Annotated in this window: 20 protein-coding genes and 1 pseudogene; 14 read left to right on the top strand and 7 right to left on the bottom strand. The window is 59.0% G+C overall.

Going from position 1 to position 21,781, the window contains the following annotated elements; genetic code table 11:
* Positions 1–39: 39 nt before the first annotated feature.
* The gene (gene tspO, locus AO388_RS11995; RefSeq protein WP_003371008.1) at positions 40–480 is read right to left on the bottom strand and encodes a tryptophan-rich sensory protein TspO; all 441 of its coding nucleotides are present in this window, start codon (positions 478–480) and stop codon (positions 40–42) included.
* Between the two features lie 397 nt (positions 481–877).
* Between tspO and AO388_RS11990 the strand changes: the two genes are divergently transcribed.
* A complete protein-coding gene (locus tag AO388_RS11990; RefSeq protein ID WP_054080912.1) occupies positions 878–2,203 on the top strand; it encodes an NAD(P)/FAD-dependent oxidoreductase in 1,326 nt (441 codons plus the stop codon).
* A gap of 47 nt (positions 2,204–2,250) precedes the next feature.
* Here the strand turns inward: AO388_RS11990 and AO388_RS11985 are convergent, their stop codons facing one another.
* A complete protein-coding gene (locus AO388_RS11985; protein WP_058416511.1) occupies positions 2,251–3,321 on the bottom strand; it encodes an alpha/beta fold hydrolase in 1,071 nt (356 codons plus the stop codon).
* A gap of 489 nt (positions 3,322–3,810) precedes the next feature.
* Between AO388_RS11985 and AO388_RS11980 the strand changes: the two genes are divergently transcribed.
* From AO388_RS11980 to AO388_RS11975, 3 genes and pseudogenes are all read left to right on the top strand, one after another.
* A complete protein-coding gene (locus tag AO388_RS11980; protein ID WP_058416510.1) occupies positions 3,811–4,275 on the top strand; it encodes a DUF3429 domain-containing protein in 465 nt (154 codons plus the stop codon).
* Positions 4,276–4,612: 337 nt separating this feature from the next.
* A pseudogene (locus AO388_RS28645) lies at positions 4,613–4,723 on the top strand (IS66 family transposase); the annotation flags it as partial.
* Positions 4,724–4,801: 78 nt separating this feature from the next.
* Positions 4,802–5,638, top strand: a complete 837-nt coding sequence (locus AO388_RS11975; RefSeq protein WP_058416509.1) for a PhzF family phenazine biosynthesis protein — start codon at positions 4,802–4,804, stop codon at positions 5,636–5,638.
* Positions 5,639–5,843: 205 nt separating this feature from the next.
* Here AO388_RS11975 and AO388_RS11970 read toward each other — a convergent pair whose 3' ends face one another.
* The 3 genes from AO388_RS11970 to AO388_RS11960 form a co-directional block, all read right to left on the bottom strand.
* Entirely contained in the window at positions 5,844–6,371 is a 528-nt protein-coding gene (locus tag AO388_RS11970; RefSeq protein WP_058416508.1) for an NUDIX hydrolase, read from the bottom strand.
* A gap of 73 nt (positions 6,372–6,444) precedes the next feature.
* Positions 6,445–6,915: an arsenate reductase ArsC gene (locus AO388_RS11965; protein WP_003370975.1), complete on the bottom strand. Its 471-nt coding sequence runs from the start codon at positions 6,913–6,915 to the stop codon at positions 6,445–6,447.
* Between the two features lie 90 nt (positions 6,916–7,005).
* The gene (locus tag AO388_RS11960; protein ID WP_058416515.1) at positions 7,006–7,905 is read right to left on the bottom strand and encodes a LysR family transcriptional regulator; all 900 of its coding nucleotides are present in this window, start codon (positions 7,903–7,905) and stop codon (positions 7,006–7,008) included.
* A 131-nt stretch (positions 7,906–8,036) separates the two neighbouring features.
* On the opposite strand from AO388_RS11960, the gene AO388_RS11955 reads away from it, so the two are divergent.
* The 10 genes from AO388_RS11955 to AO388_RS11910 all read left to right on the top strand — a co-directional run bounded on the left by AO388_RS11955 (position 8,037) and on the right by AO388_RS11910 (position 19,194).
* Positions 8,037–9,329 carry a CitMHS family transporter gene (locus tag AO388_RS11955; RefSeq protein ID WP_003314918.1) on the top strand — a complete coding sequence of 431 codons (1,293 nt, stop codon included), beginning with the start codon at positions 8,037–8,039 and terminating at the stop codon, positions 9,327–9,329.
* Positions 9,330–10,694, top strand: a complete 1,365-nt coding sequence (locus AO388_RS11950; protein WP_058416507.1) for an acyclic terpene utilization AtuA family protein — start codon at positions 9,330–9,332, stop codon at positions 10,692–10,694.
* On the top strand, positions 10,691–11,011 hold the full coding sequence (locus tag AO388_RS11945) for an AtuA-related protein (RefSeq protein ID WP_003370969.1): 321 nt from the start codon (positions 10,691–10,693) through the stop codon (positions 11,009–11,011). Before AO388_RS11950 ends, AO388_RS11945 begins: the two co-directional genes overlap by 4 nt.
* A gap of 331 nt (positions 11,012–11,342) precedes the next feature.
* Positions 11,343–12,080 carry a FadR/GntR family transcriptional regulator gene (locus AO388_RS11940; protein WP_003401136.1) on the top strand — a complete coding sequence of 246 codons (738 nt, stop codon included), beginning with the start codon at positions 11,343–11,345 and terminating at the stop codon, positions 12,078–12,080.
* Positions 12,077–13,093 carry an ABC transporter ATP-binding protein gene (locus AO388_RS11935; RefSeq protein WP_003370963.1) on the top strand — a complete coding sequence of 339 codons (1,017 nt, stop codon included), beginning with the start codon at positions 12,077–12,079 and terminating at the stop codon, positions 13,091–13,093. The genes AO388_RS11940 and AO388_RS11935 overlap by 4 nt, the downstream gene beginning before the upstream one ends.
* On the top strand, positions 13,090–14,223 hold the full coding sequence (locus AO388_RS11930; RefSeq protein ID WP_003435279.1) for an ABC transporter ATP-binding protein: 1,134 nt from the start codon (positions 13,090–13,092) through the stop codon (positions 14,221–14,223). The genes AO388_RS11935 and AO388_RS11930 overlap by 4 nt, the downstream gene beginning before the upstream one ends.
* A complete protein-coding gene (locus AO388_RS11925; RefSeq protein ID WP_003435281.1) occupies positions 14,220–15,722 on the top strand; it encodes an ABC transporter substrate-binding protein in 1,503 nt (500 codons plus the stop codon). Before AO388_RS11930 ends, AO388_RS11925 begins: the two co-directional genes overlap by 4 nt.
* 28 nt (positions 15,723–15,750) lie before the next feature.
* Positions 15,751–16,695: an ABC transporter permease gene (locus AO388_RS11920; protein WP_003435284.1), complete on the top strand. Its 945-nt coding sequence runs from the start codon at positions 15,751–15,753 to the stop codon at positions 16,693–16,695.
* Complete coding sequence (locus AO388_RS11915) at positions 16,695–17,567, top strand: ABC transporter permease (RefSeq protein ID WP_003370958.1); 873 nt, start codon at positions 16,695–16,697, stop codon at positions 17,565–17,567. Before AO388_RS11920 ends, AO388_RS11915 begins: the two co-directional genes overlap by 1 nt.
* A 31-nt stretch (positions 17,568–17,598) precedes the next feature.
* Complete coding sequence (locus AO388_RS11910) at positions 17,599–19,194, top strand: gamma-glutamyltransferase family protein (protein ID WP_054080928.1); 1,596 nt, start codon at positions 17,599–17,601, stop codon at positions 19,192–19,194.
* Between the two features lie 95 nt (positions 19,195–19,289).
* On the opposite strand, the gene AO388_RS11905 is transcribed toward AO388_RS11910, so the two are convergent.
* Both AO388_RS11905 and AO388_RS11900 read right to left on the bottom strand, forming a co-directional pair.
* Positions 19,290–20,684 carry a PepSY-associated TM helix domain-containing protein gene (locus tag AO388_RS11905; protein ID WP_054080929.1) on the bottom strand — a complete coding sequence of 465 codons (1,395 nt, stop codon included), beginning with the start codon at positions 20,682–20,684 and terminating at the stop codon, positions 19,290–19,292.
* Between the two features lie 108 nt (positions 20,685–20,792).
* The gene (locus AO388_RS11900) at positions 20,793–21,203 is read right to left on the bottom strand and encodes a DUF2946 family protein (protein ID WP_054080930.1); all 411 of its coding nucleotides are present in this window, start codon (positions 21,201–21,203) and stop codon (positions 20,793–20,795) included.
* Positions 21,204–21,781 lie beyond the last annotated feature (578 nt).

The following is a 21,781-nucleotide window of genomic DNA, read 5'->3' as shown; positions in this document are numbered from 1 at the left end:
AACTCGCCGGGGAAGCATAAGGAAGTCAGCGCCAGGCACTTATCGGTTGTGGCGCAGAATGGAGAAGTTCAACGCCGCTGCCACCGAGAGCCAGACCAGGTAGGGAAACAAAATCAGCCCGGTGATGATGTCCAGTTGCAAGGCCATCACGATCATCGCGGCAACCACGACCCACAGCAGAACCAGAATCACCATCGCAGCAACCAGACGGTTCGCGCCAAAAAACACCGGCGTCCACAACGTGTTAAGCGCTATTTGAGCGGCCCACAAGGCCAGTACGATCTCGCTGCCGGGGATCAGCGTCAAGCGATAGCCCGCCCAGGCGAGAAGCAGATAAATCGTCGTCCACGCCACCGGAAACGCCCAGTCAGGCGGGGTAAAGCTCGGTTTCTTAAGAGATTCGTACCATGCTCCTGGCTTGAAGATGATGCCGGTTGCTCCGGCGGCGCAGCAGGCTAAAAGGAAAATGAAGAAGGTCATGGGTTGTCCTGGGTCGAGGGCTTATGAGGCTGATCGGTGGTAGCGATACCCAGGTTGGACGCCTTTGTGTTGAAAAGGTCCGTTTTTTTGATGTGAGGGTCAGAGCGAAGAAGAGAGGCGTGCCCTCTGCTTGACGCCTTGGAAAGCGCTGTTGCCGAATTGTAAAGCCTACCTCGGCGCCTCGATAAAGTCTGCCGAAGCGTGCCGCTTAAACGGTGGTTTCTACCAGGTAGCCCCGCGTTTAAGCGCTTATTGACGGCCTTATGGTGGTGTAATAAACCCTTGATGGCCAGATGCCCGTCAGACAACGGTGGTCTGCGCTTTATCGGAGGACTGGCTGGACGGGTCGGGCTTTAGCAACAGGTCACTCTTCTGAACTCACGTGGATAACCAGAACATGCCAGCACCTTTAACTCCCGTGCATACCTCTGCAGATCTGCCGGCGGAGGCCGATGTGGTTGTGATCGGCGGCGGTATCATCGGCGCGTTTACCGCCTATTACCTTGCCAAGCGCGGCATGAAGGTCGCGCTTGTTGAAAAGGGCCGCATAGGCGCCGAGCAGTCAAGCCGTAACTGGGGATGGTGCCGTCAGCAGAATCGCGATGCGCGTGAATTACCGATGGCCACCAAAAGCCTGGAACTGTGGGAGCAATTCGCCGAGCAATCCGGTGAACAGACCGGCTTTACGCGCTGCGGCTTGCTCTACCTGAGCAACAACGACCAGGAGCTGGAAGGGTGGGCGCGCTGGGGCGAGTTTGCGCGCACTGTCAACGTGCAGACCCAGATGCTCACCGCCGAGCAGGCTGCCGAACGGGGCAGGGCGACTGGCAAGCTATGGAAAGGTGGGGTGTTTGCGCCCACCGATGGCATTGCCGACCCTTCCCGCGCAGCCCCCGCAGTCGCGCGCGCGATCATGGCACTGGGCAGTAGCGTGCATCAGGACTGCGCCGTGCGGGGCGTCGAGACCGAAGGCGGTCGCTTGTCGGCAGTCGTCACCGAAAAAGGCACCATCCGCACCCGGCTCGCGGTGCTTGCCGCAGGCGCTTGGGCATCTTCGTTCTGCCGCCAGTATGGTATTCGCTTCCCGCAAGCGACGATTCGTCAGACCGTGCTTTCGGTCACCGCCCCGAGCCAGGAAATTCCCAGTGCGCTGCATACCACCGGCGCGTCCATGACCCGCCGCTTTGATGGCAGTTACACGCTGGCGATCAGTGGCCGGGGTCGAGTCGATATCACGCCGCAGTTGCTGAGGTTCTCTACGCAATTCCTGCCAATGTTTCAGCGTCGCTGGCGCAACCTTGCACCTGGGGGGCTGGAAGGCTGGCAGGCTGGCCACGAAAGCTTGAAGCGCTGGCGCCTGGACCAGCCCACGCCGATGGAGAGAATGCGCATTCTCGATCCAAGCGCTGACGCCTCCGCAGTTGCGCTGACTTACAAGCGCGCGGTGGAATTGGTGCCGGCACTGCAGGGTACGTCGATCAAGGCGTCCTGGGCCGGTTACGTGGACAGTACGCCGGACGGCGTTCCCGGTATCGGCGAAATGTCCAGCCTGCCGGGGCTGGTGATCGCGGCCGGCTTCAGCGGGCATGGCTTTGGTATTGGCCCCGGCGCGGGTCATCTTATTGCCGATATTGTCAGCGGTGTGAGCCCCATTGTAGACCCGCGTCCTTATCACCCTGACCGTTTTCAAACGTCCGCCTGGGGCAAGGTGGCGGACTTTTGAGCTGAAGCCGTTTTGTTGAAAACGTTTGGCACGGGTGAGCGGGTGGTCTATTTCGCCTTTTCAGTCTCAAGCATGAACTGCCCGAGCTCCTTGCTATAAAACTTTGCCATGCTCGTGGTGCCGTGACCACGGGTGTCGGCACTGGCGGGGATAAGTAATAGCCGTGCGTGCTTGAGTTCTTTCATCGACGCCTGCATCAGGCCTGTTTCCGGCGGGATGCGCTCATCGTCCGCTGAATTGATGGCCAGCACCGGAGCTTGAATTTTTTTCAGACCGGGGGCTGCGTTGAAGTCGGCGGAAGATTGCCATTGGTAGATGAAGTCATTGGCATCGGCGGTTTGTGCAGCGCTGAGGCGTTCATCCACCAGCTTATCGGCCTGAGCGCGGGTCGGGGCAGCCGCCTGATACGCCAGAGTACCGCCGCTGGTACCGATGCTGAACATCGCGTTGGCCAAGCGTAGGGACGGCGGTTGCGCGCTGTAGTTGCCGTTGTTCCAGGCCGGATCCTGCTTGATTGACTCGACCAGCAAGCGGCGCATCATCCAGTTGCGGGATGACATTTCGGTGGGTTGGGAAGCCATGGGCACCAGTGCGTCCATCATCTGCGGCCAGTTCTGGCCCCACATCCAGGTTTGCATGCCGCCCATGGAGTTACCGATGATCAGCCTCAGGTGCTTGATACCCAGACCTTCGGTGACCAACCGATACTGGGCTTGAACCATGTCGTTGTAGTTGTACGCCGGAAACCGAGTACGCAAGCCGTCCGATGGTTTGCTGGACTGGCCCACGCCGATGCCATCGGTGGAAATGATGTAGTACTTGCTGGCGTCCAGCGGTTGACCAGGGCCAAACAGCTCCCCGCCAAAATCCTTGCTCAGCATATCGCTGCCTGGCCGATAGGTGCCGTGCAGAAAGAGGATGGCGGGATTTTTGGGATTGCCAAGGGTGATGTAGTGCAGTTTGAGGTTGGCGAGTTTTTCACCGGTATGGAAGGTGAACTGCGGTGCAACCCAGTCGCCCTCGGTCGCAGCGGGTAACGGCGCGGCACTGACGGCAGAGCCGAGTAAGGCCATAGAAAACAACAGCCCGATCGTGGGACGTGAAATGAGTCTATGCATGGGTATGTCCTATTATTTTTGTTTTAGGAGGTCCTGCGCTTCAATGCTTGCAGGAGATTGATCAGTTGGCTAATCCTCAGAGCGAGGGCAGCATGGCGCAACGTCGCCGGATCTCAATACGGGGATCTTCGTTCCCGTCCTGCATTGTATTTTTGTCATGGCGCCATGGGTGTTGGAGAGATGATCTGCCAACGATCAGATAATGTTAAGTTAATTTTTATATAACATTATTTAACATAGCAATAGGCTGCGCGCTTTCGGAAGGCCTCAGCCGGGCAGGGGGCCGATGCAGGATCTCGTTCAATTTGCCCAACGGCTCACTGCTCTCGGCTCAATCACGATATGGGGTTACCCTGAAGACCGGGTAAAAAGGCGGGGATTTAAAACAGCTCAGGTCTTAGGTCATGCGGCCCAACTGCCATCAATATCTCGCTCAAGCATGGCTTTTGGGCCTACAGTCTTGAGTGTCGCTCACTGCAAGGAATACAAATGAACGCATTGCCTTCAAACTCTCTGCCAAAGCACGTCAGCCTGCTGGGTTATGGCGGTCTTTTGCCGTTTATTTCCTTGGCGCTGCTGATCCCGTTCTCTATCGACTATCGGCCGCTGTTTGCGATTGCCCTTGTCAACTATGGAGCTGTCATCCTGAGCTTCGTCGGCGCCTTGCACTGGGGCTTCGCCATGACCGCCCAAGACATGAAAGCCGAGCAGCGCAACGGCCGGTTCATCTGGAGTGTCATTCCTGCACTTATTGCCTGGATTGCCACGTTACTGCCAATGCCATTGGGTTGCTTGCTGCTGGTCATCGGCTTTGTTGTCCACTTTTGGCAGGACAGACTGCTCTTGCGGGTTATAAGCTTGCCCGGCTGGTACCTTCCTATGCGATTACGGCTTACCGCTGTGGTTAGCATCTGCCTGCTGCTTGCAGCGATGGTTGAGGCGCTTCATTTATGAAGCCTCTCACAATCAAATGTTGGCCGTGGAAGGTTCGCCGATGCAGCGTCAGCAAGCACAGAGGGAGGTCGAGGCATCGGGGTTCATGAAAGGGAGGTAAGGATTGGTGAAAGCGGCTACACATATACAGACATAGAAACACACATAATTTAACATAATATACATTATGCGTAACAAGATGTTACGCGATCTTGGCAGTGCCGAGCGCATTTCCGCAGGAAAAGGCTCCTGTCGACACATGCCAATTGATCTATCACGAAGCTAAAAACACTGAAGAGCGCGCTCGCTGAGCGAGCCCGGCGCTGTATCGAGTTGCTTTATCCGTGATGGCTACGCAGCGCTGTCGCGATACCTCGATGACTCGGTTGTACCCATTAACAACAATGGGGTCGAGAACCAGATCCAATCATGGGCTCCTGGACTCAAGAACTGGCTCTTCGCCGGGTCGTTCGTGCGGCTATGTGGACACTATCCTGCGATGTATTTAGGGTTACCTTTCCCACGGAACCCGACCGACGAGCGCTTTATGCCCAATACACTGAGTTTTCACCAGGTTGATGTATTCGCCAGTAAGCCCCTGGAAGGCAATGCCCTGGCAGTCGTAAGCGACGCTGATGATCTGACCACCGAACAAATGGCCGCGTTCGCACGTTGGACAAACCTTAGCGAGACGACATTTCTCATGCGTCCTACCCATCCTGATGCGGATTATCGTGTACGTATCTTTACTCCAATCCGTGAACTTCCTTTCGCTGGCCACCCTACTTTAGGCAGCTGTTACGTGTGGTTGGGGGATCATGGTTTTTCGCAAAGTAAAGAAGTCGTTCAGGAGTGTGATGCAGGTTTAGTTCACATCCGCCGCGACGGCCCTCGTTTGTCTTTCGCGGCACCACCGTTGCTACGTGGAGGCGCGGTTGAAGACGATGTTTTGCACAGCATCATCGATGGATTGGGTGTTGCACCTGACCGTATTATTGCGAGCCAATGGGCAGACAACGGCCCGGGTTGGGTTGTGGTAATGCTGCGCACGCGTGAAGAATTGTTGGCAATACATCCAGACTATGCAGCACTGAATGGGTTAAACGTAGGGGCCTTTGCGCCTTGGGTCGGGCGAGATGCAGAAGCTGATGTCGAAGTTCGAGCCTTCATTAGTAACAGGTCTGCAGAAGACCCTGTTACTGGCAGTCTTAATGCCAGCCTTGCCCAATGGCTAATACCCGCCGGGCTAATGCCAAAACGATATACCGTCAGCCAAGGTACGGCGTTGGGACGTCGCGGACGAATTCAGGTAGAACAGATCGGTGAAGGCATCTGGGTTGGTGGTGAGGTTCAAAAATGCATTACCGGCCAAGTCTATTTTTAGCAGATGATTAAAAATCAGGTTGAGTCAGCGAGCTTTTGATGACGATCTACCAATTAACGTGAGACTCATATTCGCCTGCAGAACAACCGCCCTCGCCCAACCTTAAAGTCCCTGAGATTAATAACTCAACTAAACAGTCATTTAGTTGAGTTATTAATCACCCTCCACAAGCGCCCCTCCTGCACTTGACCCGGACATAAAATAATCACCGGTTGGCGACCAACTCCGAGGCGACTTTTCTCAGCATTAAGGTCTCGCGTTGTATGGACTGCCCCATCGAAGACTCCTGACGCTGCATAACAGCCTCATTATGAGCGATGGCTTCAGTTACGCTGATCCAGGCGGGCCGCATGCCATTGGCTATTTCATGGCTTTCCATTCTAACGGGCTCTAATTGGTGCGCGACTTCGCACAGATAAAAATGTGAGGTCATGTGCATCAGATCATACTGGGGCTTCCAATAGGGCCGGTATTCTTCGATATAACCATAATGCTGGAGCACCTGAATTTCGCGAGCGCCCGTCTCTTCTTCAAGTTCACGCTTCAACCCTGTAACAACGTCCTCGTCTGCATTAAGGCCGCCTCCAGGAAAGCTGAAGTCGTTATAGCGTTCAGTGAACAGTAAAAGTATTTTCTCATCCCTCAATACGATGCCGCGTGCCGCATGGCGTCTGAATATTCTGCCCTGTGTGGACTTCAGTTCGGGATGAATGATTTCGGTAATGAGCTGCATGGGGTATTCATTTCAAGTGAGCTGGAGAATTCGAAGCAGTTGTCAGCCTAGTCGTAGCAACCTTTATCGCTCTTCAAAGCGAACCTATACGATCAAGTTCGGCCTTGAGCTGGTCGGTGCTGATGGCCTCCAGTGGCAACGCAAGAAACGCTGTCACACGCTCGCGAATTTTGGCGAGTGTGCTTTCAAACGCTGCGGTGATCTGCGCTTCCGACCCGGAGACTTCGGAAGGATCAGCCAGCCCCCAATGCGCCTTCAGGGCAGGCCCGAAGAAGATCGGGCAAGTTTCACCTGCAGCCCTGTCACAGACGGTGATCACGATATCTGGAGGCGAGCCTTCAAAAACGTCCGAAGCCTTGCTGCTAAGGCCTGCGGTGGAAATACCTGCTGCTTCCAGGGTTCGCAAAGCCTGTTGATTTACCTGGCCACTGGGAAAACTGCCCGAGCTGACTGCCTCCAGACCTGGATGCGCCAGATGGTTGAAAAGCGCCTCAGACAGAATGCTGCGGCAGCTGTTGTGGGTGCACATGAACAATACTTTCATCGTTGCATACCTTGAGTCAGAAACCGGGACGCAATGCCGAGACACCCGTCTTTCTTCTATCCCATCCTATTCCATTCGTATAACAGGAAATCAATGGCTGGGATCGCCGAGCGTGCGCAGATCCTCCAGCAACCGAACAAATTCGACAACAGCTGGGGCCATTGTGTGCTCCGTACGGGTAATGAGCCCGATTTGCCGAACAACACCCGGATGATCAACTGGCACCTTGCTCAGGTCTCCCCGCCCATCGTCCGCTGACTCCGGAAGAAGCGTAACGCCCTGCCCCTGCCTGACCAACGCCAGCACGGTAGACATGTAATTGGCTTCCAGCCCCGCAGATAAAGGCAGTTGCTCGTCAGCAAACACTCGCTCGACCAAATCGCGAACGCTGCTTTCCCTGCCGGTAAGAACGATCGGAAAAACAGCTATCTCGTCCAGTCTCACTGTCGGACACTTTGCCAGTGGATGGTCTTTTGGGGCGAACAGGCACAACCGGTCTTCCAATATCGCGTTGAACTCCAGCCCACGAGTGGGCCGAGCCTGTACGCCTAATCCGAAATCCACTTCGCGCTCCATGACAAGCGTGTCGATGCGTTGCGCGACGACATCTCGCAGTCTGACCTCGACACCGGGAAACCGCTCGCGGAACGTCTTCAACACGACAGGCAGTACACCGGAACACAGCGATGGCAAGGCGGCGATGGTGATCAAGCCGCGTCGTGAGGCTGCAATATCCCGCGCAGCAGTAACGATGTTGTCCAGATCCAACAGCAGTTTTTCCATGGGTAAACGCGCATTTTGCCCGGCGCCGGTCAAGCAGACATGACGCGGGCTTCGTTCCAGCAAGGCAACGCCAAGCCAATCTTCCAGTTGCTGGATTTGTACGGTCAGTGCAGACGGCGACAAGTTGAGAGCAGCTGCGGCCTTGGAAAAACTGCCGGTCTGAGCGACTGACAGAAAGGCGCGGATGTGCTGGATCGAATTCTTCATTTTGTTTTTCCGAACAAGACCCACTGAATATTTCAATTCACAGAGCATAGCGTCGTTGTTATTACTCTTGCAAAACAACAAGAGGGTGTCTCGTCGCTGCCGCGCACAGGGATGCCAAAGAGGATCTGCCCATGCTCGCCACACTCGGTGTGATAACCATCCTTGCCATGCTCGTCAGTATTATGAGCAAACGCATATCTCCCCTGGTTGCATTGATCGCCCTCCCGATCATCGCCGCCCTCCTCGCTGGTTTTGGTCTGCAAACCAGTGGTTTCATCATCACAGGCATCAAGAACGTTGCGCCTGTAGTCGGGATGTTTGTATTCGCCATCCTCTTCTTCGGCATCATGACGGATGCCGGCATGCTCGATCCGATCATCGATCGCATCCTCAAACGGGTCGGTACACGGCCGACCCGCATCGTCATGGGCACCGCACTGCTGGCGCTGTTGGTGCATCTGGACGGCTCCGGCGCGGTGACCTTTCTCGTGACCATTCCGGCAATGCTGCCGTTGTATACGCGGCTGGGCATGGATAAACGCATACTGGCCTGCGTCACGGCGATGGCTGCGGGTGTCAACTTCCTGCCCTGGACGGGTCCGGTGTTGCGCTCCTCCGCAGCCCTTCACGTGCCGGTTTCGGATCTGTTTCAGCCGCTCATTCCGGTGCAGATCGTCGGACTGATCTTCGTCTTCACCTGCGCGTTCTTCCTGGGACGGCGTGAAGAGCGACGCCTGGGCCTGGGTCCTGACAATCTCGATGTAAAACCCCACCAACGCGTGCTCAGTGATGCCGAGCGTGAACTGCGCAAGCCTCGGTTGTTCTGGGTCAACCTGCTGCTGACGCTGGTGGTGATGGGCGTAATGATCGCGGGGGTTGTCGATCCGGTGGTGATGTTCATGCTCGGCACGGTGATTGCCTTGTGCATCAACTATCCTGCCGTGGACGCACAACGGGCACGCATCGACGCACACGCCAAAACGGCCCTGACCATGGCCAGTATTCTGCTTGCTGCCGGGGTATTCACAGGCATCATGCAGGGCACCGGGATGCTGAAGGCCATGGCAGAAGTGGCCGTAGGCCAGATCCCGGCCGGGCACGGCAAGCTGATCCCGGTCGTCGTAGGCTTTCTATCCATGCCCTTGAGCCTGCTCTTCGATCCGGACTCCTTCTACTTTGGCATCATGCCCGTGGTCGCCGAGGTCGGCAAAGCGCTCGGCGTTGACCCGATGCAGGTCGCGCAGGCGTCGCTGCTTGGCGTGCATACCACCGGCTTCCCGGTCAGCCCGTTGACGCCAGCGACCTTTCTGCTGGTCGGCCTGTGCAAGATCGAACTGGCTGACCACCAGCGTTTCACTATCCCTTTCCTGTTTGCGGCCTCGGTCATCATGACCCTGACCGCTATGGTCATAGGGGTTTTCTGAATGAAAACAATACGGATTGGTTCAGGAGCTGGTTATTCCGGCGACCGCATCGAGCCGGCGATCGAGCTGGCCGAGCATGGGCAACTGGATTACCTGGTATTTGAATGCCTCGCAGAACGTACCATTGCACTGGCACAGCAGTCGCGTCTGGCAGACCCATCAGCAGGCTACGATCCATTGCTGAGCGAGCGCATGCGCCGGGTCTTGCCTTTTGTGGGCAACGGCGTTGACGGTACGCGCCGCCGCTTGCGAATCATCACCAACATGGGCGCTGCAAATCCGCTTGGCGCCGCTAGTGAAATACGCCGGATAGCGGCAGAACTGGGCTTGAACGGCTTGAAAGTCGCAGCCCTGACAGGCGATGACGTGCTCACAGCCCTGCTGCAACAGCCCGATCAAACCCTCGACAACGGCAGGTCTCTGCGATCCCTCGGCGACAGGCTCATCTCGGCCAATGCCTATCTGGGCGCGGAAGGAATCATCCAGGCCTTGCGCGCCGATGCTGACGTGATCGTTACCGGAAGGGTCGCTGATCCCTCACTGTTTCTCGCACCGCAAATGTTCGAGTTCGGCTGGGCCGAGGACGCATGGGCATTGCTGGGCCGCGGAACCCTGGTCGGGCATTTGCTCGAATGTGCCGGCCAGGTCAGCGGCGGCTATTTCGCGGATCCTGGTGTTAAAGACGTCCCAGACCTCGACCGTCTGGGCTTCCCGCTGGCCGAGATAGATGCGGCAGGCAACGCCGTCATCAGCAAAGTGGCAGGCTCCGGTGGCCGCATTGATACCGCCACCTGCACCGAGCAAATGTTGTACGAAGTGCATGACCCTGCCGCCTATCTGACGCCGGATGTCAGCGCGGATTTTACCGATGCGGCCTTCGAATCCGTCGCCAGAGACGAAGTGCGCGTTCAGGGGGCGGACGGACACGCACGTCCCGCGACGCTGAAGGTGTCAGTAGGTTTTCTGGATGGCTGGATCGGCGAAGGACAAATGTCCTACGGCGGCCCCGGCGCGCTGGCTCGCGGACAATTGGCGAAGGACATCGTACTCAAACGCCTGGCCCTGACAGGCGTGGTATGTGAGGACATTCGAGCCGAACTGATCGGCGTTAACGCCTTGCATGGAAGTCACCTGGGAGCGCGCGCCGAGGGCGAGCCCTGGGAAGTACGCCTCCGGGTGGCCGCGCGTTGCGTGGACAAAAACGATGCAATACGCGTCGGCAATGAGGTGGAAACCCTCTACACCAACGGCCCGTACGGCGGCGGCGGTGCGAGCAAGTCAGTCCGCCAGGTAGTCGCGGTGGCGTCTTTGTTTGTGCCGAGAGACCAGGTCAACCTGCACGTGCATCTGGAGGATCTGGCATGAACACCACCAAATTGCGGGACATCGCTCATACACGTACCGGTGACAAGGGTGACGTCTCCAATATCTCCATCGTTGCCTTTCGCATCGACGATTATCCACGTCTGGCTGAGCTGCTGACGGTGGAACGGGTCACTGAACACTTTGCCGAACTGCTGGATGCAAATGGACCACCCGTACGGCGCTACGAACTGCCACGTGTTGGTGCGCTCAACTTCGTCCTGCCCGGCATCCTGCGTGGCGGGGTCACGCGGTCACTGGCGCTCGATGCCCACGGCAAGGCTCTGGGGGCCGCACTGCTCGATCTGGCCCTGGAATGACGAGCGGCTTAGCGCGAGGCGGCACATCGGTCGCGCACCTAGCGGTGCACTTTGGCGCACCCTGCACGCATTGATGCAGCAAATCCGTACCCGCTGAAAAATTGGTTCACTCAACGGCGAACCAATCCCCTTGCCATGCCGCGGACCAACCCGGCGGACCTTTGAACATTGGCCCGCCAGGCTTGATCCGCGATAGTGGCTGGCCATCTTGCCCGGCAAAATTGACCGAACCAATTTTCATTGGCATCGCTCTTGCACCAGCCCTTATGCCTGGAACCCCTGCCTGCGGGCAGCTCAGGGCATCTTTTTTCGGTCTGGCGCGAGTACCACGATGCAAAGGTTCGACCCTGACATCCCCATCGACAACTCTTCGAAACTGGCGCTGGACGCGTTGCGCCAGATCGTTGCCCAGCATGCGGCCTTCCCCCAGCGGGCATTGCCTACCGAGCGGGATCTGGCGGCCGATTTCGGGGTCAGCCGACGCGCAGTTCGTCGCGCCCTGTCGGTGCTGGAAGCCGAAGGCCAGGTCTGGCGCCGGCAAGGTAAAGGGACATTTGTCGGACCGACGCCACCCAGTGCCGCCATGAGCTTCGCGCGGCTTTCCGGCCGGACCAATTTCACCGAGGTCATGGAAGCGCGCCTGCACCTGGAGCCAGCGCTTGCCTCACTGGCGGCGGTACGGGCCAATGGTGAACAGATGGCGATTCTGCGCCGCCTTGCCGAGCGCACCACTCGCCAGCAGGTCGCCGAGCAGACCGATGCCGAAGGCATCGAGCTGTGGGACAGCGCCCTGCACCGTGCCATTGCCGAAGCCGCGGGTAATCGGCTGATGCTGGACATCTTCGAAATGCTCGATGCGATTCGTCTGGACCCCGCCTGGCGAGACTTGCGTCACCGGGCGCGCAATGCCGACCGCCTCGACACTTACAGCCACGATCACGACGACATTGTCAGCGCCATTGAAAGCCGCGATCCGATCAAAGCCGCCACCGCCATGCGCGGCCATTTACGTGCGCTGCAACAGGCCCTGAACACAGTCATCAACCAAGACCTGGAGGCCAGCCTATGAGCGCCACTGCCCACCTCACAGAAAACGGCGACGGCACGGTGCTCAGCATCAGCGACCTGACCGTCCGCTTTGCCGGTGCGCCCGCCAATGTTGTCGACGGCGTGTCGTTTTCCGTCAAGCGCGGCAAGACCCTGGCCATCGTCGGCGAGTCCGGCTGCGGCAAGAGCGTGACCTCAATGGGCCTGATGGGCCTGTTGCCGACGACGGCCAAGGTAGACGCCAGCGACTCGCTGCTGATCGATGAAGCCTTGTTGGGCATGTCCGAAGAGCGCCTGCTGGACGTGCGCGGCAACCGCATGGCGATGATCTTCCAGGAGCCGATGACCTCCCTCAATCCGGTCTTCACCATCGGTGAGCAGATCGCTGAAAGCGTGATGCGTCATCAGGGCCTTTCAGACAAGGCTGCCCGCCAGCGGGCTCTGGACATGCTGGAAAAGGTCCGCGTGCCGGACGCTCGCCAGCGGCTGGACGCCTACCCACATGAACTCTCGGGTGGCATGCGGCAGCGGGCCATGATTGCCATGGCGCTGGCCAATGACCCGGCGCTGATCATCGCGGATGAACCGACGACTGCGCTGGACGTGACCATTCAAGCACAAATCCTCTCGCTGATCGCCAACCTGCAGACCGAGACCGGCACAGCGATGATTCTGATCACCCACGATCTGGGTGTAGTCGCCGAAGTCGCCGATGACGTCATGGTCATGTACGCCGGGCGTGTCGTGGAAAGCGGCCCGGTGAAAACCCTGTTCGACGATCCGCAGCATCCGTACACCATCGGCCTGATGGGCTCGATGCCCTCGATCGGCCCTCGTGAAGGTCGTTTGGCGACCATTAACGGCCGGGTGCCGACGCCGGCAGAAATGCCGGGCGGTTGCCGTTTCGCCGGGCGTTGCCCGTTCGTGATCCAGCGATGCCGAGACGAACGCCCGCCGCTGCTTGAGTTGTCTCCCGGACACTTCGCCGCGTGCATCCGTGCGCCTTTGGAACAGCATGTGGGAGTCAGTGCGTGAACCTTTCCAGACCAGACATCGCCGGGCGCGTCAGCCCCGACAGCAACGCGCAGAAACCCATTCTGGAAGGCATCGGCCTGAGCAAGCACTTTACCGTGCAAAGCGGCCTTTTGCAGCCGAAGAAGCCGCCGGTACAGGCTGTCAATGAGGTCAACCTGTCAGTCCGCAAGGGCGAGACGCTGGCATTGGTAGGCGAGTCCGGCTCGGGTAAATCCACCCTTGGCCGCTTGCTGCTCAACCTGCTGCAACCGACTGCGGGCGACGTGATTTACGAGGGCCGCAACCTGGCCAACCTGACGCCGGAAAAACTGCGTCAGGTACGCCGTGACTTACAGATCATCTTTCAGGACCCGTTCGCCTCGCTGAATCCACGCATGACCGTGGAATCCATCGTTGGCGAACCGATCTGGCTGCACAGCCAGGCCAGCCGTAGCGACCGTCAGGCTAAAGTCGCCGAGTTGTTGCGCACGGTAGGTCTGGCTCCGGAACACGGCGGTCGGCATCCCCATGAATTCTCCGGCGGTCAGCGCCAGCGCATCGGCATTGCCCGCGCCCTGGCTTCCGAGCCGCGCTTGATCCTCGGTGACGAGCCGGTCTCGGCGCTGGACGTTTCAGTGCAGGCGCAAGTGGTCAACCTGCTCGAAGACCTCAAGCATCAATTCGGCCTGACCCTGGTGATTGTTGCCCATGGCCTGGCCGTGATTCGCCATATGAGCGACCGCGTGGCGGTGATGTACCTGGGTGAAATCGTCGAACTGGCGCCGGTCGACGCGCTGTTCGAAAACCCTTTGCACCCTTATACCCAGGCGCTGATGGCCGCTGTGCCGGTCAGCCACCCTGACCTGCGCCAGCCGCGTCCGCTCCTCGGCGGCGATATGCCCAGCCCCAGCCGCCCGCCTTCGGGTTGCCGCTTTCATACCCGTTGCCCGCACGCCCGTGCGCTGTGCAAGGACGCTGCGCCGGTCATGGAAACAGTCGAGGCCGAACGCCAGGTCGCCTGCCACTTCTGGCGTGAAATCGCCAACGCAGGCAGCGCCACGCTGATCCTTCCGACACCCAGCGCTGCCTACACCCAGCGCCTGAATCTGTTCAAGCATCATCAATCCCTTGCAGTGGAGAGCCAGCCATGAAAATCGCACGCGTCGTGACAGGAACATTGTTATTGCTGGCCGCCAACGCTGCCTTTGCCGAATCGACGTTGCGCATCGGCATTCAGGACGATCCCGATGTGCTTGATCCGCATCGTTCGCGCACCTACTCCGGCCGCCTGGTCTACACCGCGCTGTGCGACAAACTGGTGGACGTCAACCCGGACCTGACCTACTCGCCGCAACTGGCCACCGCCTGGAACTGGAGCGAAGACGGTAAAACCCTGACCATGACGTTGCGCGAAGGCGTGACGTACCACGATGGCGAACCTTTTGATGCCGCCTCGGTGAAGTTCAACCTCGACCGCGCCCGCACCCTCCCCGACTCGCTGCGCAAAAGCGAGCTGGCCTCGGTGGACAGCGTCGAGGTGATAGACGCAAAAACCGTCGCCATCAAGCTCAAGCAGGCCGATGCCACGCTGGTTTCACAGCTGTCTGACCGCGCCGGAATGATGCTCGCGCCGAAAGCTGCGCAAGGCGAATTCGCCGCCAACCCGGTCTGCTCCGGCCCTTACAAATTCGTGCAGCGCGTGCAGCAGGATCGAATCGTGCTGGAGCGTTTTGACAAGTACTGGAATAAACAGGCTTATCACTTCGACAAAGTGGTGTTCCTGCCGATTCCGGATACATCGGTGCGCCTGGCCAACCTGCGCTCCGGCGACCTGGACATCATCGAGCGTGTTGCACCAACCGATGTGAAAACGGTCAAGGGTGACAGCAAGCTGGCGATCTACAACACACCCGGCCTGGGCTACATGCAACTGATGTTCAACATCGGCAACGGTGAAAAAGCCAACTCGCCGATGGGTAAGGACAAGCGCGTACGCAAAGCCTTTGAGCTGTCCATCGACCGCGATGCTATCAACCAGGTGGTGTTCGAGGGTCTGTACGCGCCAAGCGCTCAGCCGTTCCCGAAAAACAGCCCGTATTACGACAAGGACCTGCCGATCCCGGCTCGCGATATCGAGAAAAGCAAGGCGCTGCTGGCTCAGGCCGGTGTGAAGCTACCATTGGCGGTGGACCTGAAAGTGGCCAACAACCCCATCGCACAGCAGGTCGGGCAGATCATTCAGGCCATGGCTGAAGAAGCAGGCTTCAAGGTCAACCTGATTGCCACTGAATACGCGACGATGCTCAGCGAACAGGCGAGCGGCAACTTCCAGATCGGCATGAGCGCCTGGTCAGGCCGCCCCGATCCGGACGGCGATATCCATCAGTTCGTGACCTGCAAAGGCGGCCAGAACGACGGTAAATACTGTAACGCCAGGCTCGACGAACTGCTCAACAAGGCGCGCACCGTGAACGACGTTGCACAACGCCAGGCGCTGTACAACGAAGCGCTGCGTTTGTTGACCGATGAAGTACCGACCGTCTACCTGTATTTCGACCCGCGAATCATTGCCATGCGTAACAACGTGACCGGTTTCGTCCCTAACCCGGACGGTCTGATTCGTCTGAACAATGTCGCGTTCAAGCCATGACTGACGGGCGCACCTGCGAGGTTCCGGTATGCTGATGTTCATCCTGCGACGCCTGCTCAGCTCGATACCGACGCTGATTCTGGTTTCGCTGTTCGTCTTCACCCTGCAGAAGCTGCTGCCGGGTGACCCGGTGCTGGCCATGGCCGGGGAAGAACGCGATCCAGCGGTCATGGAATACCTGCGCGACAAATACCGGCTCGATGACCCGATCCCGTTGCAGTACCTCAACTGGGTCGGCAACGTGCTGACCGGCGACCTGGGAACATCGCTGCGCACCGAGCAACCGGTGACCACGCTGCTGGCGTCGAAACTGCCGGTGACTATCGAACTGGCCGTGCTGGCCCTGCTGATTGCGCTGTTTATCGGCATTCCCACCGGAATCATTTCGGCGGTGCGCAAAGGCACTGCGGTGGATTACGGGGCCAACGTGGTGGCGCTGTCGGGGATTTCCATCCCGCACTTCTGGCTGGGCATTCTGCTGATCATGATCTTTGCAGTGAAACTGCAGTGGCTACCCGCCTCCGGCTTTGTGCCGATGGGTGAGGACTTCGGGCAAAACCTGAAGACCCTGATCCTGCCAGCGTTCGTACTGGGTGCCGGGCTTTCCGGGATTCTCATGCGCCACACCCGCAGCGCCATGCTGGAAGTCCTGCGTGCTGACTACGTCCGCACCGCACGGGCCAAGGGATTGTTCCCGCGCACGGTGATTCTCAAGCATGCGTTGCGCAACGCATTGATGCCGATCATCACCCTCACGACACTGCTGTTCGGTGAGTTGCTCGGCGGTGCGGTGTTGACCGAGCAGGTATTCAGCATTCCGGGGTTCGGCAAGATGATTGTCGACGCCGTATTCAACCGTGACTACGCCGTGGTGCAAGGCGTGGTGTTATGTGTCGCGATTGGCTTCCTGATGTTGAACTTGCTGGCAGACGTGCTTTATCGCCTGATCAACCCACGCCTGAGGACTGCCTGATGACCGCTATCGCCAGCCTGTCGCACAGCGCGATCCTGCCCCGCAGTCGCTCGCCTTTTCTGAAAAAATTCCTGGCCAACAAAGGCGCAGTGATTGGCGCGGCAGTGTTGTTGCTGTTTGTCCTGGCCGCCGTTCTGGCGCCCTGGATTGCGCCTCATGACCCGCTCAAAGCCAACTTCCTCGCGGTACGCAAGGCACCTTCATTGATCTACTGGATGGGCACCGACGAACTGGGGCGCGATTTATTCTCGCGTTTGCTGTATGGCGCACGCAGTTCGCTGCTGGCCGGTGGTGTTTCGGTGGCCATCGCCATGGTCATCGGCGTGCCGCTGGGCCTGCTGGCTGGGTACTTCGGTGGCAAGCTGGACATGATCATCTCGCAGGTCATGGAAGCGCTGTTGTCCTGTCCGTTTCTGGTGCTGGCCATCGCTTTGGGCGCCTTTCTCGGCCCCAGCCTGACCAACGCGATGATCGCCATCGGCCTGTCCGCGATGCCGATCTTTGCCCGCCTGACCCGTGGCCAGGTGCTGTCGATCAAACACGAGGATTACCTCGAAGGTGCCCGCGCCATCGGTCTGCCGGATCGCTGGATCATCCTGCGTTACGTGCTGCCCAACGTGATGTCGCCGCTGGTGGTACAGGCCACATTGACCATCGCCTCGGCGATTCTGGCCGAAGCCAGCCTGTCGTTTCTCGGCCTGGGCCAGCAACCGCCGTCGCCGTCCTGGGGCTCGATGCTCAATACTGCGAAAAATTTCATGGAGCAGGCTCCGTGGATGTCGATTGCGCCAGGTGTGGCGATCTACATCACGGTCCTGTGTTTCAACCTGCTGGGTGACGGCCTGCGCGATGCGCTGGACCCCAAGGGCTAAACCTTTCGTCTTCTGCCAAAGAGAAACGCTTATGTTCGATGATCTGGATTACAACCAACCGTACGCGTCGGCCCGCTCGCCGGTGATGGGCAACAATATGGTCGCCTGCTCTCAACCATTGGCCGCTCAGGCCGGGCTGGACATGCTGCGCCGTGGCGGCAATGCGGTCGACGCCGCCATCGCCGCGGCCATGGTGCTGACTGTGGTAGAGCCCACCGGCTGCGGCATCGGCAGCGATGCCTTTGCCATCGTCTGGGACGGCAGCAAGCTGCAAGGCTTGAACGCTTCCGGCCGCGCGCCACAGGCCTGGACACCGGAATACTTCGAAGGCCAGAGCCAGATGCCGCAACGCGGCTGGCCTGCGGTCAGCGTGCCGGGTGCAGTGTCGGCCTGGGTGGAGCTTTCGGCACGCTACGGCAAACTGCCCTTCGCGACCCTGGCCGAACCGGCGATCGGCTACGCCCGCGATGGCTATCAGGTCACACCGATTATCGCCGAGCTGTGGAAACGCGGCGCGCATCTGCTCAAGGACCAACCGGGCTTTGCCGAGTGTTTCATGCCGGATGGCAAGGCCCCCATGGCCGGAGAGAAAATCCGGCTCAAGGACCATGCCCGCACGCTGGAACTGATCGCGCAGACCAAAGGCGAAGCGTTCTATCGCGGCGAACTGGCGCAAACAATCATCGCCCATGCCAACGCCAATGGCAGCGTGATGAGTCTCGACGACCTGGCGACGCACACTGTGGACTGGATCGACACCCTGTCAGTGCCATACGCAGGCGCTGTGGTGCATGAACTGCCGCCCAATGGCCAGGGCATTGCCACCCTTGCCGGCCTGACCATGCTCGAAGCACTGGGCGTCGGTAAACACCCGGTGGACAGCCTCGAGACGGTTCATCCGGTGCTGGAAGCAATGAAACTGGCCCTGGCCGACCTCGACGAACATGTCGCCGACAGCGAGCACATGCGCGTGCCCTCAGCCGATTTGCTGGGCCAGGCTTACCTGACGGAACGCGCACGGCTGATCACCGATCAGGCCGCCAATCCCGGGCACGGCTCGCCAAAACCGGGTGGCACGGTGTACCTGTCGGCAGCGGATGAAAGCGGCATGATGATCTCGTTCATCCAGTCCAACTATATGGGCTTCGGTTCGGGTGTGGTGGTACCCGGTACGGGCATCAGCATGCAGAACCGCGGCGCGGGCTTCTCGCTGGACCCGCAGCACGTCAATTACGTCGCGCCGCGCAAACGCCCGTTCCACACCATCATCCCCGGTTTTGTCATGAATGCCGACGGCACGCCGCTGATGTCCTTCGGTTTGATGGGCGGCCCGATGCAGGCGCAGGGTCACTTGCAGATGATGATGCGCATCCTGCGCTACAAACAGAACCCGCAAGCCGCTGCCGACGCACCGCGCTGGAGGATCGAATCCGGCCTGAAAGTCGCCGTGGAGCGTGCGTTTGACCCCGAGGTGGTGAAAGCACTGCGCGCCAAGGGTCACGACATCGATGTCGAAGAGCCGAGCGGCGTGTTTGCCTTCGGCGGTGCGCAGATTATCCAGCGCACCGCGCATGGATACGTGGGCGGGACCGATCCGAGGAAGGACGGAACGGTCGCAGCGTATTGAGCGACCGCGATATCCGCTACTGACAAGCCATCGAGCAGACGGCCCTGGTCGGGAAACAGTTGCTCGATGCGCTTGGTAATCCGCGCAACTAAGGGTTACACCTTGCCGTCGACCAAGGGTCTTGCGGCTCGCCGGTAGCCCAGCAGCGCGTCCAGGACGATAAAGCCCAGCAGACTCACGCCCAATACGGGCAGGGCAAAGCCAGTCAACACTGCGACCAGGATCAACGCCCATTGCGCGCCCGGATTCAATGAGCGCCAGAGACTCAAGAGCGTTGCCTGCTGATTGCGTGGTTGAGAAAGCGTTGGACGACGTCGCCACCACATCACATAACCCATGACGACCATGGCCGCCAGGCCACTGGCGAACACCACCAGCACCAATTGATTGGCCAGACCGAACAACACGCCCATGTGCGCATCAATGCCCCAGCGGGTCAGCTTGGCGGGCAGCGAATAGTCTGCAAACCTGACGTGATCGACCACTTCCAGTGTTTGCGGGTTGATCGACACGGCATCCACTTGCGTCGGCCAACTGCGATCTATCTCGCTGACCACCCACGCCTTGTCGCTGCTCGCGGATGGCCTGATCTCAACTTTGGCTGCATCGATATGCTCGGCACGCGCGCTGGCCAGAACGCTGTCAAACAAGGCAGGGTCCAACACGGATGCCTGTGTCGTCGGCGCCATGTGCATATGGTGCTCGGCGTGCTCGTCCATGGGCATAGACATTGGCATCGCCGCCGACTTGCCCAGTGCGGTGGCCACACTGGGCGTTGACCAGCCATAGTAGGCACGCAGTACGCCAATGTTATCGCCAGCGTACTGTGACCACGTCAAACCGGTGGCCGAGAAGAACAGCAGCCCCAGCAACAGCCATACGCCCGTGGTTGCATGCCAGCGGCGCATGTTGCCGCGTTCACGACTCTGCCGACGACGGCGAACCGTCCACAGCACCAGACCGCCGAGCGCAGCCACCCACAGCCATGAGGCGGCCAGCTCGCTGTAGATCCTGCCGACATCGCCCAGTAGAAGGCCCCGATGAAACTGATCGATCCAGGTGCGTAGGGGTAGTACGCCACTGGTACCGTAGACCTTCATGTCGCCGCGAATTTCGCCACTCACCGGGTCCACGAACAGCGCTCGATGCTCTGATGGGCCAAAGCCCGGATCGCTGAACATGACCCGAGTGGTATCCCCTTCCCGGGGTGCCGGGCGCACTGCGGCAACGCTCAGGCCTGGACCTGCCGATGCCTGCGCGCGCTGGATCTGCGCCTGCAAGCTCATGGCAGGACCACGGCTGTCTGTGTGCAGCGCACGCGCATAGAGCGAATCTTCGATCTGCGGGGTCAGCGCATAGACGATGCCACTCAAGGCCGCGACCAGCATGAACGGACCGACGAATACGCCGATGTAAAAATGGAGCCTTTTCAGAAAGGCGACAAACGCCCCGGAAGGCCGTAGCTCCGGGCTTGAACAGGATGCAGACATAAGGACTCACCAACGTATAAACGCGCCCCGCCGGAATGACCTTCCGGCAGGCTGTAAAGACAATATCGGTTGTTCGTGCGAGCGATAATCACACGTCCACGATGGGCGCTACGGGGCCTGTGGATTGAGTCGCGGGAGGGAGTACCTTGGCAGGTTGCCGAGCCAGAGGTCGGGCAACACGAAACGAGAACGGCGGATACGGGTCAGCCAGCCCAGCGCCACGAAGAAAATCATCGCCAGCGTCAGCGTGCCGGCAAACGAACAGTCTCCCGACTGCGCCTTCATGCCGCCTGACATGTCCGTCTTTTTGGACGAGCCGTCCATGGACATGTGCATCGTGTGATGCCCACCGTGCATATCCGACATCCCATGGTCTGCATGGGAGACCGACGCCACTGCAGTGCCTGCAAAGGCGGCCATCATCTGGCCGTGACCGATGCTGCACGCAAGACCATTGAACAGGACAACTGCGTACAGTATCCAGGCAATGGGCGAGCAATGGGTTCGGAAGAAGTTCATGGCGGCTAATTTAACATCTCCAGCCGGAACTAGACAGAATGGGGTGTACAGATCGGCAGCCTTCGCAGGAGCGATAATCGCGGTGAAGCGGGTTATACGAGCCCGCCATGTGCTGGTGGACGCCAGGGCGCACCGCGTGGTTTCTTGCTTCGCTGCATCGAATGAACCTGGCAATTGCAGTCGAGCAGACAGTCGTTTTTAAATCCGTCGTTAAATACTTCGCCTGTACCCGCCACCTACAGGATCGTGCCAATGGACATAAGAGAACATGAAGTAAACCTTGAACACCTTGCAACAACCAGCACGCGTGCACTGAACCGTCTCGAACTTATAACGCCCACAATCACACCTCGATGATGACCCGTACCAACCTGGCCCTTATACACGTACTTTTCCATACCACACTGCCCGACTCTATCGCTTGGTTATATATATCACTTGATGGCGACACTGTTTTCTACACCCGAGCGAATTCCTCTTGACCCGGGTTTATCCGGACGCGCAGTCTGCTTTTCAAAAAACCGAGAAAAAAGCTGCCTCCCCCCCAATGAAACCGGGCCAATAGCAACCTGTTCGAT

It is taken from the genome of Pseudomonas sp. ICMP 10191 (assembly GCF_001467335.1).
Taxonomy (GTDB): Bacteria; Pseudomonadota; Gammaproteobacteria; order Pseudomonadales; family Pseudomonadaceae; genus Aquipseudomonas; species Aquipseudomonas cerasi.
This window is presented reverse-complemented; position numbering and strand designations above follow the sequence as displayed.